Origin of the sequence: Streptomyces filipinensis (genome assembly GCF_014649495.1) — a bacterium.
GTDB classification, from domain to species: domain Bacteria; phylum Actinomycetota; class Actinomycetes; order Streptomycetales; family Streptomycetaceae; genus Streptomyces; species Streptomyces filipinensis.
Genome location: NZ_BMTD01000007.1, coordinates 247,816 through 263,361 on the forward strand (window position 1 = coordinate 247,816; position 15,546 = coordinate 263,361).

Here is a 15,546-nt window from a genome sequence, read left to right on the forward strand (position 1 = left end):
TGAAAGATCGGTTGAGGCTTTGCGGAACCACCGCGCTCGCCCACCGCTGTGTTGAGGTGCGGACTGGGATAAAGTCTCAACCGGTGAGCACCCTGCGACCGACCGACCTCGCGCGCGAGCACGGCATCTCGACGCAGGCGGTGCGCAACTACGAGCGGCACGGATGCATCCCGCCCGCCGAGCGCACCGCCAGCGGCTACCGGATCTACACCGAGCTGCACGCGGCAGCGCTCCGCGCCTACCTGGCGCTCGTCCCGGCGTACGGCTACGCCGCGGCCGGGCAGATCATGAACGCCGTCCACCGGGACGCACTCGACGAGGCCCTGGCGACGGTCGACCGCGGCCACGCCCAGCTGCTCCGGGACCGCGACACCCTCGATGCCGTGCGCACGGCGGTACGCCACCTGACAGCGGAGTCCCCGGCGGCCCCGGCCCCCGCACCGGATCCCGGAACCCGCACCGTAGGCGAACTCGCGCACCAACTCGACGTCACCCCGGCGACCTTGCGCAACTGGGAGAGCGCCGGCATCCTCACGCCCGCCCGGGACCCGTCCACCGGATACCGCGTCTTCCACGCCGACGACATCCGCGACGCCGAACTGGCCCACCTCCTGCGCCGCGGGGGCTATCCGCTCGACCACATCGCGACCGTGGTCCAGCAGATCCGCTCGGCCGGCGGCACGCAGGCGCTGTCCGCCTCCCTGGACACCTGGCAACGCAAACTCACCGCCCAGGGCCTGGCCATGCTGCGCGCCGCCACGCGTCTCAGCGCCTACCTCGGCAGCGAGAACCACGCACTCCCTCCAGGCCGTTCATGACGCGTCGAGCGGACCAAGGCACCGCCTGCGGACCGGCATGGCCCGCGTCACGGCTCGGCTCAGCCGACGGGCGCCGCCGCGAAAGGCGCCGGCCGCTATCCTGCGGTGGATGAGAGTCGGCACCCGACAGACCCGGCTGGTGGTGCTGCGGGGCAACAGCGCCTCGGGCAAGTCGTCCGTCGCGGCCGGCATCCGCGCCCGGTTCGGCCGTGGGCTCGCCCTGGTGGCGCAGGACAACCTCCGCCGTGTCGTGCTGCGCGAGCGGGACCGGCCGGATGCGGCGAACATCGGTCTGATCGACACCGTCGCCCGTTACGCCCTGGACGCCGGCTATCACGTGGTCGTGGAGGGCATCCTGTACGCCGACCACTACGGCGCCATGCTCGCGCGGCTGCGCGCCGACCACCGGGGGCCGACCCACGGCTACTACCTCGACGTGCCGTTCGGCGAGACCCTCGCCCGTCATGCGACCAAGCCGATCGCCGGCGAGGTGAGTGAGGCCGACCTGCGGGACTGGTACCGGCACCGTGACCTGCTGCCCGGCGGAGCGGAGACGGTCGTCGGCGCCGGCAGCTCCTTGGCGGAGACGGTGGAGCACATCATGCGCGACACCGGACTGGCCGTCCTGCCGCCCCTGGACCTCTGACTCCGAAACCGCCCTTGCGGCCGGGCTGTCGACGAGGACGAGGGCGGGACCGCCCGCGAGTCCAGCCGTGGCGCGCGCTCACCCGTCCTGCCCGGCGGCCCGGCTGGGGCCCGTGTCTGCGGAGCTTCCAGCCGGGCGTCCTCGTCGCCTCAGACGCCGGAGGCAGGCGTCTGGAAGTAGTGTCCCTTGTCGAGATCTTCGAGAAGAGCCGGGTGTGCCGGCTCCCAAGCCAGCAGTTCGCGGGTCAGGGTGCTCGACACCGGGGCGTCGAGTCCGAGGAAGCCCGCCAGCCAGCCGAAGTGCTCGGCCGCGGCCCCGGGGGCCACGGAGACCACCGGCACGTCGAGGTGCCGGCCGATCACCTCGGCGACGTCACGGATCGCGACGCCCTCCTCCGCGGCACCGTGCAGCACCGATCCGGCCGGGGCCCCTTCCACCGCCAGGCGGAACAGGTGTGCGGCGTCCAGGCGGTGGACGGCCGGCCAGCGGTTGGCACCGTCGCCGATGTAGCCGGAGACGCCCTTCGCGCGGGCGAGGGCGACCAGCATGGCCATGAAGCCGTTGTCCCCCTCACCGTGACAGGTCGGCGAGAGCCGTATCACGGACGAGCGGATGCCACGCGCGGCGAAACCGAGCACCTCCTGCGCGGTGACCGCCCGGATCGAGACCGGGGATCCGTCGGACGTGGGCATGTCCCGTTCGGTCGCCACGCGTCCGGGCGTCAGGCCCGCCACACCGGAGGCGAGGACGAACGGCCGGCCGGTGCCGGCGAGCGCTTCGCCGAAGGCGTCGACGGCGCGGCGGTCCGCCTCGGCGGCGCCCCGGAAGTCACCGCTGAAGGCGATGTCGTGCTTGAAGGCGAGGTGGATCACCCCGTCCGACGCGGCGGCCGCGTCCCGCAACACGTCGACGTCGTCGACGGTGCCGCGGACGACCTCTGCGCCCGCCGCGCCGAGCGCGGCGGCGGAGGCGTCGGAGCGGGCGAGCCCGAGGACCTGGTGCCCCGTCTCGATGAGTTCGGGTACGACGGCGGATCCGATCCAGCCGGACGCGCCGGTGACGAAGATGCGCATGGGAGAGCCCCCACCTGTCGATGTCAGTGACTGTCATAGACGCTACACCTGATGTCAGTGTCTGTCATCACGTAAGATCTCCGCATGGGGAGATGGGAGCCGGACGCGCGCGGACGCCTGGCGGCGGCCGCACTGGCGCTCTACGCCGAGCGCGGGTACGAGCAGACCACCGTGGCGGAGATCGCCAGGAGTGCCGGGCTCACGGAGCGGACCTTCTTCCGGCACTACGCCGACAAGCGCGAGGTGTTGTTCGCCGGCGCCGGTGAGCTGGAGGACCTGTTCGTGCGGGCGGTCGCCGGTGCCCCCGCGCCGGCGGCTCCGCTCGCCGCGCTGACGGTCGGTCTGGACGCCGTCGCGGAGATGTTCGCCGACCGGCGCGAGTTCGCACGCCGGCGGCACGCGGTGATCACGGCGAACGCGGAGCTCCAGGAGCGCGAGCTGATCAAGCTCGCGTCGCTGGCGGCCGCGCTGGCCGGCGCCCTGCGCGGTCGCGGCGTCGCGGAGCCGGCCGCGAGCCTGGCCGCCGAGGCGGCGGTCGCCGTCTTCAAGATCGCTTTCGAACGCTGGATCGCACCGGCCGAGGAAGCCTCGATGCAGCAGCTGATCCGGGAGTCGCTGACCGAACTCAAGGCCGTGGCCTCGGGCGCGTAGCAGTGCCGCGGCGGTCACGACGCCTGTGGCGGCTTGACGTTCAGATAACGATCTACCGACGGCGGGCACGCGCTTTCATGGAATCTACATACGATCCTGCGCATGAACAGAGCTGTGAAGATCGGCATCGCCGGTACATCCACCGCGCTGCTCGTCCTCGGGGGAATCGGTACCTACAACATCGTGCACGGCTTGGTCTCCGGTTCGGCCGGTGACGACACCTCCCAGGCAGCACGCGGTTTCGACCCCTCGGCGGTGTCGAGTACGCCCCCGTCGGGTGCCGAGGCGAAGAAGCTGGCCCGCGCGTTCCTGGACACCTGGTCCCAGCAGCACCTCGACGGTGCGGCGAGCGACACCGACGTACCGGACGCCGCCTCGCAGGCACTGCGCGACTACGCCCGCGGCCTGCACCTGAAGAAGCTGTCGTTCGACCACATCCTCGACGCGGGACCGTCGTCGGTGACGCAGGGGGCCACCAAGGTCACCTTCGACGTCACCGCCCGGGTCGCGGGAGGCACCTGGAGCTACCAGAGCGCGGTGGCGGTGCGGAAGAGCACGAACGGTCAGCTGGCGGTCCACTGGAACAACTCGGTGCTCTACCCGGGCCTCGGCGACGGCCAGTCGCTGACCGCGGGCAAGCTGCCGCCCGGCTCGGCCGGCGCCAAGGTCGTCGCGAGCGACGGCAGGACCGACCTGTCGCGTTTCGCGTCGCTGCGGGACATCGCGGCGGCGATCGGCAAGAACGCGAAGGCCACCGGCGGCAGTCCCGGAACGGGCGTGGCCGTGGTCGACGGCGACGGCGCGGGCGTGGAGACGCTGAAGGTCTTCTCCAAGGGCCGGCCGGCGACCGTCAGGACCACCATCGACGCCGGCCTCCAGTCAGCGGCCGAGCGCGCCGTCAAGGACGCCCACCTCCAGCGGAAGCCCGCCGGGACCGTGGCGCTCGACTGGCGCAACGGCCACATCCTCGCGATCGCGCACACGGGCGACGACGGCGACATCGCCATCAACGGCATCAAGTCCCCCGGCTCCACGATGAAGATCGTCACCGCGGCGGCCCTCTTCGACAGGGCGGGGCTCACACCGAGCAGCCCGGCGCCGTGCACCGACTCCCTGATGGCCAACAGTCAGCTGTTCCACAACGACTCCGGAGTCCGGGCCGACCCCGGCTCCTCCCTCGCCCAGGCGTTCACGGTGTCCTGCAACACCTCCTTCATCAAGGACGGCTTCCACTACCTCGTGCACGACGGCGACGCCTCCGCCCTGCACGACGAGGCCGTGAACGTGTTCGGCCTGGGCAGCTGGTCCATCGGCGGCGGGGTCGCCACCACCGATCCGAGCATTCCGGCGGACGTCGAGGGCGGCGACCAGGCGGCCCAGTTCATCGGCCAGGGCAAGGTCACCGCCACGCCCCTGGTCATGGCGTCCGTGGCGGCCACCGTCCGCAACGCCGGCTTCGAACAGCCGGTCGTCCTGCCGGGCCAGCACCAGGAAACCGCGCCCCGGCCCCTGTCCGCCCGGACGGCCGGCTATCTGCAGTCGATGATGCGCGGCGTCGCCACCAGCGGTACGGCCGCTCCGCGGCTGGGCGGACTGGTGGGGGTCGGCGCCAAGACCGGCACCGCGGAGGAGGGGGACCACACCAACGGCTGGCTCACCGCGTACAACTCCCGCATCTCGGTCGCGGCGCTCGTCGAAGGCGGCAGCTCGGGCGTGGACTCGGCCGGATACGTGGTCCGGCGGCTGCTGACCGGCGGCTGAACCCAACTCCCTCGCGGGAGGCGGCGCTTGCCCCTGTCCGCACGCCGACGGCGTGGCGACGGTGACGTCCCGGGCGCTCGGCGCCGCCCCGTCTTGCTCAGTCGGTGACGAGGGCGAGGGTGAAGCCGTCGTAGCCCTTGGAGCCGACCGTCTGGAGCGTGGTGGCGGTCAACCGGGGGTGCCCGGCGATGAGTTCGGTGAACCGGCGGACCCCCTGCACGCGGGGGTCGTCGCTGGCCGCGTCGGTGACGGCGCCGTCGCGGACGACGTTGTCGCCGACGATGACACTGCCGGGTCGCGTCAGCTTCAGCGCCCATCGCAGGTACTCGGGGTTGGCGGGCTTGTCGGCGTCGATGAAGACCAGGTCGAACGGGCCGGCTTCCTCGGCTTCGAGCACGGGCAGCGAGTCCCGGGCGTTGCCGACGCGGATGTCGACGAGGTGATCCAGTCCGGCGCGGGCGATGTTGGCGGCGGCGACGGCGGCGTAGTCCGGATCGCTCTCCAGCGTGACCAGGCGGCCGTCCTCCGGCAGGGCGCGGGCGAGCCAGATGGTGCTGTAGCCGCCGAGAGTGCCGATCTCCAGGATCCGGCGAGCGGCCCGGAGCCGGGCGAGCAGGTTCAGCAACTTGCCCTGGTTGGGAGCCACCTGTATCGCCGGCAGCCCGGCGGCGTCGCTGTCCTCGGCGGCCGCCAGCAGGGCGTCGTCCTCCTCCACGAGCAGGCCGTTGAAGTAGTCGTCGACGGCGGTCCACGTCTGCTGAGACACGGTAGGTTCCCTTTCAGTACTCACTAAGTTCCGAAAGGGAACGTACTGGAGGAGTCCAGCGGCCTGTCAATGGCTTTGCGAGCGGAAGCGGTTGCCGAAGCAGTTGAGGCGCTGGCTTGGAGTGGGGGAGGGCAACCGCTACCTGATACTCGGCCCCGGGGTCGAAGAGGCGGGCGGCGCCGGCCTCGACGTGCCGCCGCCGCAGCAGGTGCCGGCGGGCATGTACGGGCCGGAGCCGGGACGTCGTCGGGCTGGGCGGCGCCCTCAGGACCGCGCCCGGGTGAAGTGCGTGACCGGGCGTTCGAGGCGTTCGCCGTCCACCGTGATGTCGACCGCCTCGTTGTAGAAGGCGAGCAGCCCCCTGATCGCGGCCACCGCGGGCAGCGGCTCCGGGTAGCTCCACGCGATGTCGGGCGGGACGTCCGCCGCGCCGTGCGCAGCGCGCCAGGACCAGTACCGGGCGGTGCCCTTGTAGGGGCAGCCGGTGCGGTGGTCCGTGGGCTGGAACAGGTCGAGGCGGACGTCCTCGGGTGGAAGGTAGTAGCGGGTGGGCAGGCCGGTCTCGAAGAGGAGGACCGGCCGGCGGGTGTCGGCGACCACCCGGCCGCCGATCTCGACGACGACGTGCCGGCTGCTGGGGATCGCGTCGGCGCGTCTGTGCGGGTCGCGCGGGTGGACGAAGATCTCCTCTTCCTCCTCGTACCAGTGGTCCAGGCCCCTGCCCGTGCGCCGGAACCACTCGAAGGCGACGTGGCCGGCCAGGTCCTCCGAGGGAAACGTCCAGGCCGCGTTCTCCAGCAGCTCACCGTCCAGCAGGAGGTCGTAGAAGAGCGTCGATCCGGTGTGGGTCCCGGTCGGCGGGTTCTTCGCCGGGCGCAGCAGGTCCTCACGCACGTCCGCGCGCGGGAAGGCGTAGAGCGGCACCGGGACGCCGGGCTCCCACACGAGGAGCGGACGCCGGCTGTCGACGACGGTGACCTCGCCCGTCCGGCCGCGCACCCAGCGCTCGCTGGGCTCCCAGAGGAGGCCCTCCGGGGTGGTGTGCGACGGCCGGGCGGTGCCGTGGGTGGTCATGGCCGGACCTCCTTCTCCCTCGTCGTGAGGCGGCTCCATGCTGGCGCAGCGGCGGGCCGCGTGCCAGGCGGGCCGTCGCACCCGAAGGGACCCGCGGTGAAGCCGCACTATGCATGGGCATACGGAATGATGCATACTCTTCCTATGTCCAAGGTCCTCACTTCCCTTCCGGTCGGCGAGCGCGTCGGTATCGCGTTCTCCGGCGGCCTCGACACGTCGGTCGCCGTCGCGTGGATGCGCGACAAGGGCGCCGTCCCGTGCACCTACACCGCCGACATCGGCCAGTACGACGAGCCCGACATCGCCTCGGTGCCCGGCCGTGCGACCACCTACGGTGCCGAGATCGCGCGCCTGGTCGACTGCCGCGCCGCCCTGGTCGAGGAGGGGCTGGCCGCACTCGCCTGCGGCGCGTTCCACATCCGCTCCGGCGGGCGCGCCTACTTCAACACCACGCCCCTCGGCCGCGCCGTCACCGGCACCCTCCTGGTCCGGGCCATGCTTGAGGACGACGTGCAGATCTGGGGCGACGGCTCCACCTTCAAGGGCAACGACATCGAGCGGTTCTACCGGTACGGCCTGCTCGCCAACCCCCACCTGCGCATCTACAAGCCGTGGCTGGACTCCGACTTCGTCACCGAGCTGGGCGGCCGCAAGGAGATGTCGGAGTGGCTGCTCGCGCACGGGCTGCCCTACCGCGACAGCACGGAGAAGGCGTACTCGACCGACGCCAACATCTGGGGCGCCACCCACGAGGCCAAGACCCTGGAGCACCTGGACACCGGCGTCGAGACGGTCGAGCCGATCATGGGCGTGCGGTTCTGGGACCCCTCGGTCGAGATCGCCCCGGAGGACGTGACGATCGGCTTCGACCAGGGCCGGCCGGTGACGGTCAACGGCAAGGAGTTCGCCTCGCCGGTCGAGCTGGTCATGGAGGCCAACGCCATCGGCGGCCGGCACGGCCTCGGCATGTCCGACCAGATCGAGAACCGGATCATCGAGGCCAAGAGCCGCGGCATCTACGAGGCGCCCGGCATGGCGCTGCTGCACACGGCGTACGAGCGCCTGGTCAACGCGATCCACAACGAGGACACCCTCGCCCAGTACCACAACGAGGGCCGCAAGCTCGGCCGCCTCATGTACGAGGGCCGCTGGCTGGACCCGCAGGCGCTGATGATCCGGGAGTCGCTGCAGCGCTGGGTCGGCGCGGCGGTCACCGGCGAGGTGACGCTGCGGCTGCGGCGCGGCGAGGACTACTCGATCCTCGACACCACCGGCCCGGCGTTCAGCTACCACCCGGACAAGCTGTCCATGGAGCGGACCGAGGACTCCGCGTTCGGCCCGGCGGACCGGATCGGCCAGCTCACCATGCGCAACCTCGACATCGCCGACTCCCGCGCGCGACTCGAGCAGTATGCGGACCTCGGCATGGTCGGCACCGAGCACCCGGCCTTGATCGGCGCGGCCCAGGCCGCCTCCACGGGTCTGATCGGCGCGATGCCCCAGGGCGGCGCCGAGGCGATCGCCTCCCGGGGCGAGGTCTCGGAGGAGGACGCGGCCCTGGACCGCGCCGCGATGGAATCCGGCACGGACTGACGCCACCCGGCGGGCCACCCGCCTCGGGCAGCGGGCCCCGCCGGTCTCACACCGGCGGGGCCCGTCGCCGTACGCCGGGCAACGGCGCTGCCCGGTGTCCGTACGGCACGGCGAGTGGGGCAGCGGCGCTGTGGCCCGCGACGGCCTGTCCGGCATCGCCCGCCCGTACCGCCGCGGCAGGGGCGCCCGCGGCTCTCGTACGCTGTGTGACGTGCCGTCCCCCCGTCTGCAACACGTCGCCGTCCTGGTGCTCGAAGGCGCGAAGCCGCTCGATGTCGGGATCCCGGCGCAGGTGTTCACGACGCGGGCGAGCATGCCGTACGAGGTGCGGGTGTGCGGGGCGGTGCCCGGCCTGGTGGCGGGCGGTGACGGGCTGTCGTACCACGTCGCCCACGGCCTGGAAGCCCTCGCGTGGGCGGACATCGTCTTCCTCCCCGGGTACCGGTTCCCGGACCGTGAGGACCCGCCGCGGTCCGTCGTCGACGCCCTGCTCGCCGCCCACGCCCGGGGCACCCGGCTCGCCGCGATCTCGACGGGGGCCTTCGCGCTCGCCGCCACGGGCCTGCTCGACGGCAGGCGCGCGACGACGCACTGGCACTACGCACGGGCCCTCGCGGCGAAGCACCCGCTCGTCCGGGTCGACGAGAACGTGCTCTTCGTCGACGAGGGCAGTGTGCTGACATCGGCCGGCGCCGCCTCCGGCATCGATCTGTGCCTGCACATCCTGCGCAAGGACCTCGGGGTCGCCGTGTCGAACCACGCGGCGCGGCGCCTGGTCGCCGCCCCCTACCGCAGCGGAGGCCAGGCCCAGTACGTGCCGCGCAGTGTGCCCGAGCCGCTCGGCGAGCGGTTCGCCGCGACCCGCGAGTGGGCCCTGCACCGCCTCGCCGAGCCCCTCACCCTCACGGTGCTCGCCCGGCATGCCGCGGTCTCGCCGCGCACGCTCTCCCGGCGCTTCGTCGAGGACACCGGCTACACGCCGATGCAGTGGGTGATGCGCGCCCGCGTCGACCTGGCCCGGGAACTGCTCGAACGCTCGGAACGCGGCATCGAGCAGATCGCCACCGACGTCGGCCTCGGCACCGGCACCAATCTGCGGACCCACTTCCAGCGCATCCTCGGCACCACCCCCAGCGAGTACCGGCGCACCTTCACCCAGGGCGAGTAGCCGGGCCCTGGCGCGATCCTTGCGAACCATGGCGCTCACGACACGGTCATCCGCGCCGACGGCAGGCGACGCTGGTGGCGCACCGAAGACCATCAGCACCCAGCAGAATCCAAGGGACACCCCTCATGACTCGCATCGCCATCAATGGGTTCGGCCGTATCGGACGCAATGTGCTGCGCGCACTGCTCGAACGCGACAGCGACCTTGAGGTCGTCGCCGTGAACGACCTCACCGAGCCCGCCACCCTCGCGCGGCTCCTCGCCTACGACACGACGGCCGGCCGACTCGGCCGCCCGGTGACCGTCGACGGCGACGCCCTCGTCGTCGACGGCCGTCGCATCACCGTCCTCGCCGAGCGCGACCCGGCGCGGCTGCCGTGGGCCGAACTCGGCGTGGACGTCGCGCTGGAGGCGACCGGCCGCTTCACCTCGGCGAAGGCCGCCCGCGCGCACCTCGACGCGGGCGCGCGGAAGGTACTCGTGAGCGCGCCGTCCGACGGCGCCGACGTCACCCTCGCGTACGGGGTCAACACCGACGCGTACGACCCGGCCCTGCACACGATCGTCTCGAACGCCTCCTGCACCACCAACGCGCTCGCGCCGCTGGCCGCCGTGCTGGACGAACTCGCCGGGATCGAGCACGGGTTCATGACCACGGTGCACGCCTATACACAGGAGCAGAACCTCCAGGACGGTCCGCACCGGGACGCCCGCCGGGCCCGCGCCGCCGCCGTCAACATCGTGCCCACCACGACGGGCGCGGCGAAGGCGATCGGCCTGGTGCTGCCGAACCTCGACGGCAAGCTGTCGGGCGACTCGATCCGGGTGCCCGTCCCGGTGGGCTCGATCGTCGAACTCAACACGACCGTCGCACGCGACGTGACCCGCGAGGACGTGCTCGCGGCCTACCGCACCGCGGCACAGGGCGCGCTGGCCGGCATCCTGGAGTACTCGGACGACCCGCTGGTCTCCGCCGACATCACGGGCAACCCGGCCTCCTCCGTCTTCGACTCCCTCCTCACCCGCGTCGACGGCCGTCACATCAAGGTGGTCGCCTGGTACGACAACGAATGGGGCTTCTCCCACCGTGTGATCGACACGCTGGAACTCCTCGCCGCGCGCTGACCGGAGACCCGGACCGGGGCCGGATGCCCGGGCGCGGTCCAGGAAACGCCGAGGTCAGCCGCGTGGAGTGGTGGCAACACCCTGCGGCGGCGTAGGGAAAGCCCCCCATCCGGTCCGGTGACTGGCCGGCTGTTCCGCTCGCACGGGCGTGCCGAGACTCGACGGCATGACGACATCCACTCATGCCTCGCTCGACGCCGGGGTGCCGCCCGCCCGTTCCCGCCGGTCCGGCCCCGCGGCGGGCAGCGACTTCGCCCGGCTGTCCCGGCGTATCGCCGAGGCGGGTCTGCTGAGGCGGCGCCCTGGCTACTACACGGCACGGCTCGGTCTGGTGATCGCGCTGACGGCGGCGGGCTGGGGGGCCTTCCTCGCGCTCGGGGACACCTGGTGGCAGCTGGCGGTGGCCGCCTTCCTGGCGCTGATGTCCGGACAGATCGCCTTGGTCGCCCACGACCTGGCGCACCGGCAGGTGTTCCGGCGGGGCGGGCCGAGCGAGACATGGGGCCGGCTCTTCGGCAATCTCGGGATCGGCATGAGCTACGGCTGGTGGATGAACAAGCACACCCGCCACCACGCCAACCCCAACCACGAGGAACTCGACCCGGACGTCGCCCCGGACATCCTCGTGTGGTCCACGGCCCAGGCCCGGGACAGCCGTGGTCTGGCCCGGCTCATCGGCGGCCACCAGGCGTGGCTGTTCTTCCCGCTGCTGACGCTGGAGGGCTTCAACTTGCATGTCGCGAGCGTGCGCGCGCTGCGCTCGCCGGGCATGAAGCACCGGCTGCTGGAAGGCGGCCTGCTCTTCCTGCACCTCGCCGCGTACGGGTCCGCGCTGTTCCTGGTGCTCCCGCCCGGCAAGGCGGTGGCGTTCCTCGCCGTGCACCAGTGCCTCTTCGGCGTCTACCTCGGCTGCACCTTCGCCCCGAACCACAAGGGCATGCCCACCTTCAGCGGTGACGAGCGCCCCGACTTCCTGCGCCGTCAGGTCCTCACCTCCCGCAACGTACGCGGCGGCCGGTTCACCGATGTGCTGCTCGGCGGGCTGAACTACCAGATCGAGCACCATCTGTTCCCGAGCATGCCCACCCCTCATCTGCGGCGGGCCCAGGGCATCGTGCGCGAGTACTGCGCGGAGATCGGCGTGCCGTACCACGAGACCGGCCTGCTCCGGTCCTACCGCGAGGCCCTCACCCACCTGCACCGGGTGGGGGAGCCGATCAGGCGGCGGCGTAAGGCATCCTGACGGCCTCCTCGCACCCGCTGACGGCTCGTCGTCCGCCGCGGGGACCCGCCTCAGCCCGCGAGCAGCATCGCGGCCTCCACGGCGCCGAGCAGCGCGAGGTACACCCACGCGTAGGCGCGGTCCGGGATCCGGGGCGGGCGGCGCCGCAGCACCGCGATGACGGGCAGGGCGCCGACGAGCAGCGCCCCGGCGGCACGGAGGTCGACGAGGCCGACCAGACGCAGATGGGTGTCCGCGGCGAGGGGGCCGGCGCCCGTCGCGCAGAGCGAGAGCGCGGTGGCGGGCAGCGCGATGGCGAAGGTGAGGGGGTTGGCCAGCGCCGTCGCCACACGCATCGGGTGCCCGGCCCGGCGCAGCGCGGGGACCGTCATGACGCTGCCGCCCACGCCGAGGAAGGCCGCCAGGGCGCCGATCGGCGCGCCGAGGACCGCGGGCAGGGGCCGGGGCACCCCGCGGCTCGCCTCGGTCCGGGCCCCGCGGGTCTCCTCGGTCCGGCCCCCGTGGCTCGCCTCGGCCGGTCCGCGCCGCCGCAGGAAGCCCGGGCGCAGCAGCAGATCGACGATGGTGAGGGCGACGTACACGACGAACCCCCAGTGGGCCTGACCGGCCGGGGCGTGCCGGGTGGCGAGCGCACCGGCCGCGGCCCCGGCCGCCAGCAGGAGCAGCAGCGCGCGGCTGCCGCGCAGGGCACGGAGGATGCGCCGGGGCGTGACGGCCGTGGCGAACCCCGCGTTCACCAGCATCACCAGGGCCGAGGTGGCCGTCGCCACCCGTATCGCGTCCGCGCCGAGTGCCGCGTTCGCCCACACCAGGACCGGGACCGCGACGAAGCCGCCGCCGAACCCGAACAGGACCGTCGTCACGCCGGTCAGAAGTCCGATGCCGAGAAGTACCACGTCGTTCACAGGGCCACCTCATCAGCCACCACGACCTGCTCGCATGCGATGCCCGGCAGCATTCCTTCGAGACTCGGCCCCTACAGTGACCGCGTGAAGAACGTCTCCCTGGACGAGGTCGACCATGTGGACCGGGCCGTCCTGCCCATCGGCACCGACTACCCGCCCGGCCATGTGCTCGACTGGCACCAGCACCGGCGCGCGCAGTTCCTCTACGGTGCGACGGGCGTCATGGTCGTCGACACGCCCGAGGGCACCTGGACCGTCCCGCCCGAGCGGGCCGTGCTGATCCCGGCCACCACGCGGCACCGGGTCCGTATGCTGGAGGTGAGCACGCGGAGCCTCTACGTCGAACCGGCTGCCGTGCCCTGGTGGCCCGTCACCTGCACGGTCGTCGACGTCCCGCCCCTGCTGCGCGAACTGCTCCTGACGGCCGTCGAGTTCGAGGCCGACTACAGCCTCTCCGGCCGGGAAGGCTGCGTCGTGGCACTCCTCCTGCATGAGATCGCCGCGCGCACCCCGCTCCCGTTCCATGTGGCGGTCCCCGCCGCCGCCGACCTCGCGGCGCTCTGCCGTGACTATCTGGCCGCCCCGGACACCGGCGTCACCAACGCGGCATGGGCGGCGCGGGCGGCCATGAGCGAACGGGCCTTCACCCGGCGCTTCCGCGCCGAGACCGGCGAGAGCCCGGCCGTCTGGCGTACCCGCGCCCGTCTGCTCGCCGCCGTGCCGCTGCTGCGCACGGCGTCGGTCACCGAGGTCTCCGGCCGTCTCGGTTATGCCTCTCCGGCGGCCCTGACCGCCGCCTTCACCCGCGCCTTCGGCATGCCCCCGTCCCGCTTCACCACAAGCCATCGCCGCGGCGGCGGGACACACCGCGAGGACGGGCCGGCCGCGGGCGGGGATGCCTGAGGAGGACCCCGCCGTCGGCCGGCATGTCACCTTCCGGGAGGAACGCCGAACCACGCCGCCCTCCGGGGCGGAGCGCCGGCACGCCCCCCGGCCGCCGTAGCGCGCCCGCCGGACACCGCCGGGAGGCCGCCGGCCCGGTCCTGCCGCGCGCGGGGCGGGGCCGGCGGCCTTCGCCCGGCCCGGGCGCCCCCTGGACCCGCGCCCTCCCACTCGTCACGCCGTGCGCGGCGGAGAACAATGTGTCCCAGAGGCAGACCGGACCGCCGGGAGGCGTCATGAGCACATCGGCTGAGCCAAGGGTGTCCGGCCTTGAGGTCCGGTCCATCGACTACGTCCCCCTGGACGAGCGGCACGGCAAGCTCTGGCATCTGGGCCCGCTGTGGTTCATGTCGAACGCCCAGATCGCGACCCTGGCCGTCGGACTGATCAGCATCACCGAGGGCGGCAACCTGATCTGGTCCCTGCTGTCCATCGTGGCCGGCACCGTCATCGGCACCTTCTTCATGGCCTTCCACTCGGCGCAGGGCCCGCAGCTGGGCCTGCCGCAGATGATCCAGTCGCGCCCCCAGTTCGGTTACGTCGGCGCCCTGCTGGTGTGGCTCTTCGCGTATGTGCAGTACGCGGGGTTCAACGTCTTCAACAGCATCCTCGCCGCCGAATCCCTGCACGCCACCCTGCACGGCGGCGTCAAGCTGTGGGTGGTCGTGGTCACCGTGGTCGCGCTCGTCATCGCGCTGGTCGGCTACGACATCATCCACAAGGCCGAACGGGTCCTGACGTACGCGTTCCTGGTCATCTTCGGGATCTTCACCGTGGGTGTCCTCGTCACCCTCCACTACCCGGCGGGCTCCTTCGACCTCGGCGCCTTCAAGTGGACCCCGTTCCTCGCGCAGTTCGGCGTGGTCGCCGGCTACCAGATCAGCTGGGCCATCTACGTCTCCGACTACTCGCGCTACCTGCCGCCGGACGTGACGGTCCGCAAGACCTTCTACTGGACGTACTTCGGCTCCGCGCTCGGCGGCATCTGGCTGATGGTCCTCGGCACACTGCTGGCCGCCTGGGCGGGGAAGGGCTTCGACACCATCAGGTCGATCAACGCGGCCGGGGACAAGGTGTTCGTCGGCTTCGGCGCGATCGTGCTGCTCTTCGCCGCGCTGGGCCTGGTGTCCGTCACCGCGCTGAACATGTACGGCGGTTCGCTGACCCTCATCAGCGGCATCGACTCGTTCAAGCGGGTGCGGCCCACCCTGGGCGTACGCCTGCTGACCCTCGGTCTGACCGCGGCACTCTCCCTGGTCGGCGCACTGGCCGCGACCTCCAACTTCCTCGCGAACTTCAACAACTTCCTGCTGCTGGTGCTCTACCTGTTCATCCCGTGGACCGCCGTGAACCTGATGGACTACTACGTCGTGCGCCGCGGACACTACGCCATCGCCGAGATCTTCAACCCGCACGGCATCTACGGCCGGTGGGGCTGGCACGGCATCATCGCCTACCTGGTCGGCTTCGCCGTCATGATCCCCTTCTTCTCCGTGGGCACCCTGTACGTCGGCCCCGCCGCCAAGGCGCTGGGCGGCGCGGACATCTCCCTGTTCATCGGCCTTCCGGTCTCCGCGCTGCTGTACTGGTGGCTGACCCGCTCGATCGACGTGGACGCCGAGACGCGCCTGGCCCAGGCCGAGGCGGAGGCGCTGGAGCAGGCGGCACACGAGCACCGCGAGCCCTGAGGGCTAATGAATACGACAAATGGGTACTTTACGTAAAGGTAGACGCAGGCGACATGTGAGTGTCGTCAGCCCGCCTCGGGGTTTTGACCAGCAC

14 protein-coding genes are annotated in these 15,546 nt (G+C 72.0%); 10 read left to right on the forward strand and 4 right to left on the reverse strand.

All coding sequences use genetic code 11. The annotated features are described in order from the left end of the window. Positions 1 to 83 precede the first annotated feature (83 nt). The gene (locus IE244_RS18335) at positions 84 to 818 is read left to right on the forward strand and encodes a TioE family transcriptional regulator (protein WP_191874592.1); all 735 of its coding nucleotides are present in this window, start codon (positions 84 to 86) and stop codon (positions 816 to 818) included. Between the two features lie 109 nt (positions 819 to 927). Continuing rightward, entirely contained in the window at positions 928 to 1,464 is a 537-nt protein-coding gene (locus IE244_RS18340; RefSeq protein WP_191874593.1) for a P-loop NTPase family protein, read from the forward strand. 149 nt (positions 1,465 to 1,613) lie between these two features. Here the strand turns inward: IE244_RS18340 and IE244_RS18345 are convergent, their stop codons facing one another. Then, entirely contained in the window at positions 1,614 to 2,537 is a 924-nt protein-coding gene (locus tag IE244_RS18345; RefSeq protein WP_191874594.1) for an SDR family oxidoreductase, read from the reverse strand. Between the two features lie 84 nt (positions 2,538 to 2,621). Between IE244_RS18345 and IE244_RS18350 the strand changes: the two genes are divergently transcribed. After that, positions 2,622 to 3,188, forward strand: coding sequence for a TetR/AcrR family transcriptional regulator (locus tag IE244_RS18350; RefSeq protein WP_191874595.1), 567 nt, complete (start codon positions 2,622 to 2,624; stop codon positions 3,186 to 3,188). A 102-nt stretch (positions 3,189 to 3,290) separates the two neighbouring features. Next, a complete protein-coding gene (locus IE244_RS18355) occupies positions 3,291 to 4,949 on the forward strand; it encodes a penicillin-binding transpeptidase domain-containing protein (protein WP_191874596.1) in 1,659 nt (552 codons plus the stop codon). Positions 4,950 to 5,046: 97 nt separating this feature from the next. On the opposite strand, the gene IE244_RS18360 is transcribed toward IE244_RS18355, so the two are convergent. Both IE244_RS18360 and IE244_RS18365 read right to left on the reverse strand, forming a co-directional pair. Further along, positions 5,047 to 5,715 (reverse strand): O-methyltransferase, encoded by a 669-nt coding sequence (locus tag IE244_RS18360; protein ID WP_191874597.1) that lies wholly within the window; start codon positions 5,713 to 5,715, stop codon positions 5,047 to 5,049. Between the two features lie 264 nt (positions 5,716 to 5,979). Then, a complete protein-coding gene (locus tag IE244_RS18365; protein WP_191874598.1) occupies positions 5,980 to 6,789 on the reverse strand; it encodes a DUF427 domain-containing protein in 810 nt (269 codons plus the stop codon). A 144-nt stretch (positions 6,790 to 6,933) separates the two neighbouring features. Between IE244_RS18365 and argG the strand changes: the two genes are divergently transcribed. From argG to IE244_RS18385, 4 genes are all read left to right on the forward strand, one after another. Beyond that, positions 6,934 to 8,382 (forward strand): argininosuccinate synthase, encoded by a 1,449-nt coding sequence (gene argG, locus IE244_RS18370; RefSeq protein ID WP_191874599.1) that lies wholly within the window; start codon positions 6,934 to 6,936, stop codon positions 8,380 to 8,382. Between the two features lie 211 nt (positions 8,383 to 8,593). Further along, positions 8,594 to 9,550 carry a GlxA family transcriptional regulator gene (locus tag IE244_RS18375; RefSeq protein WP_191874600.1) on the forward strand — a complete coding sequence of 319 codons (957 nt, stop codon included), beginning with the start codon at positions 8,594 to 8,596 and terminating at the stop codon, positions 9,548 to 9,550. A 125-nt stretch (positions 9,551 to 9,675) separates the two neighbouring features. After that, positions 9,676 to 10,674, forward strand: a complete 999-nt coding sequence (gap, locus tag IE244_RS18380) for a type I glyceraldehyde-3-phosphate dehydrogenase (protein ID WP_191874601.1) — start codon at positions 9,676 to 9,678, stop codon at positions 10,672 to 10,674. 166 nt (positions 10,675 to 10,840) lie between these two features. Then, on the forward strand, positions 10,841 to 11,917 hold the full coding sequence (locus tag IE244_RS18385) for a fatty acid desaturase family protein (RefSeq protein WP_191874602.1): 1,077 nt from the start codon (positions 10,841 to 10,843) through the stop codon (positions 11,915 to 11,917). Positions 11,918 to 11,967: 50 nt separating this feature from the next. Here the strand turns inward: IE244_RS18385 and IE244_RS18390 are convergent, their stop codons facing one another. Beyond that, a complete protein-coding gene (locus IE244_RS18390) occupies positions 11,968 to 12,822 on the reverse strand; it encodes a sulfite exporter TauE/SafE family protein (protein ID WP_191874603.1) in 855 nt (284 codons plus the stop codon). 84 nt (positions 12,823 to 12,906) lie between these two features. Between IE244_RS18390 and IE244_RS18395 the strand changes: the two genes are divergently transcribed. Both IE244_RS18395 and IE244_RS18400 read left to right on the forward strand, forming a co-directional pair. After that, a complete protein-coding gene (locus tag IE244_RS18395) occupies positions 12,907 to 13,725 on the forward strand; it encodes an AraC family transcriptional regulator (protein ID WP_191874604.1) in 819 nt (272 codons plus the stop codon). A gap of 275 nt (positions 13,726 to 14,000) precedes the next feature. Next, entirely contained in the window at positions 14,001 to 15,452 is a 1,452-nt protein-coding gene (locus tag IE244_RS18400) for a purine-cytosine permease family protein (RefSeq protein ID WP_191874605.1), read from the forward strand. Positions 15,453 to 15,546: the final 94 nt, after the last annotated feature.

Bases quoted from the DNA above. Each gene is read 5' to 3' on its own strand.
- IE244_RS18400 (WP_191874605.1), top strand. From the start codon at position 14,001: ATGAGCACATCGGCTGAGCCAAGGGTGTCCGGCCTTGAGGTCCGGTCC.
- IE244_RS18345 (WP_191874594.1), bottom strand. From the start codon at position 2,537: ATGCGCATCTTCGTCACCGGCGCGTCCGGCTGGATCGGATCCGCCGTC.
- gap (WP_191874601.1), top strand. From the start codon at position 9,676: ATGACTCGCATCGCCATCAATGGGTTCGGCCGTATCGGACGCAATGTG.
- IE244_RS18340 (WP_191874593.1), top strand. From the start codon at position 928: ATGAGAGTCGGCACCCGACAGACCCGGCTGGTGGTGCTGCGGGGCAAC.
- IE244_RS18355 (WP_191874596.1), top strand. From the start codon at position 3,291: ATGAACAGAGCTGTGAAGATCGGCATCGCCGGTACATCCACCGCGCTG.
- IE244_RS18365 (WP_191874598.1), bottom strand. From the start codon at position 6,789: ATGACCACCCACGGCACCGCCCGGCCGTCGCACACCACCCCGGAGGGC.
- argG (WP_191874599.1), top strand. From the start codon at position 6,934: ATGTCCAAGGTCCTCACTTCCCTTCCGGTCGGCGAGCGCGTCGGTATC.
- IE244_RS18350 (WP_191874595.1), top strand. From the start codon at position 2,622: ATGGGGAGATGGGAGCCGGACGCGCGCGGACGCCTGGCGGCGGCCGCA.
- IE244_RS18385 (WP_191874602.1), top strand. From the start codon at position 10,841: ATGACGACATCCACTCATGCCTCGCTCGACGCCGGGGTGCCGCCCGCC.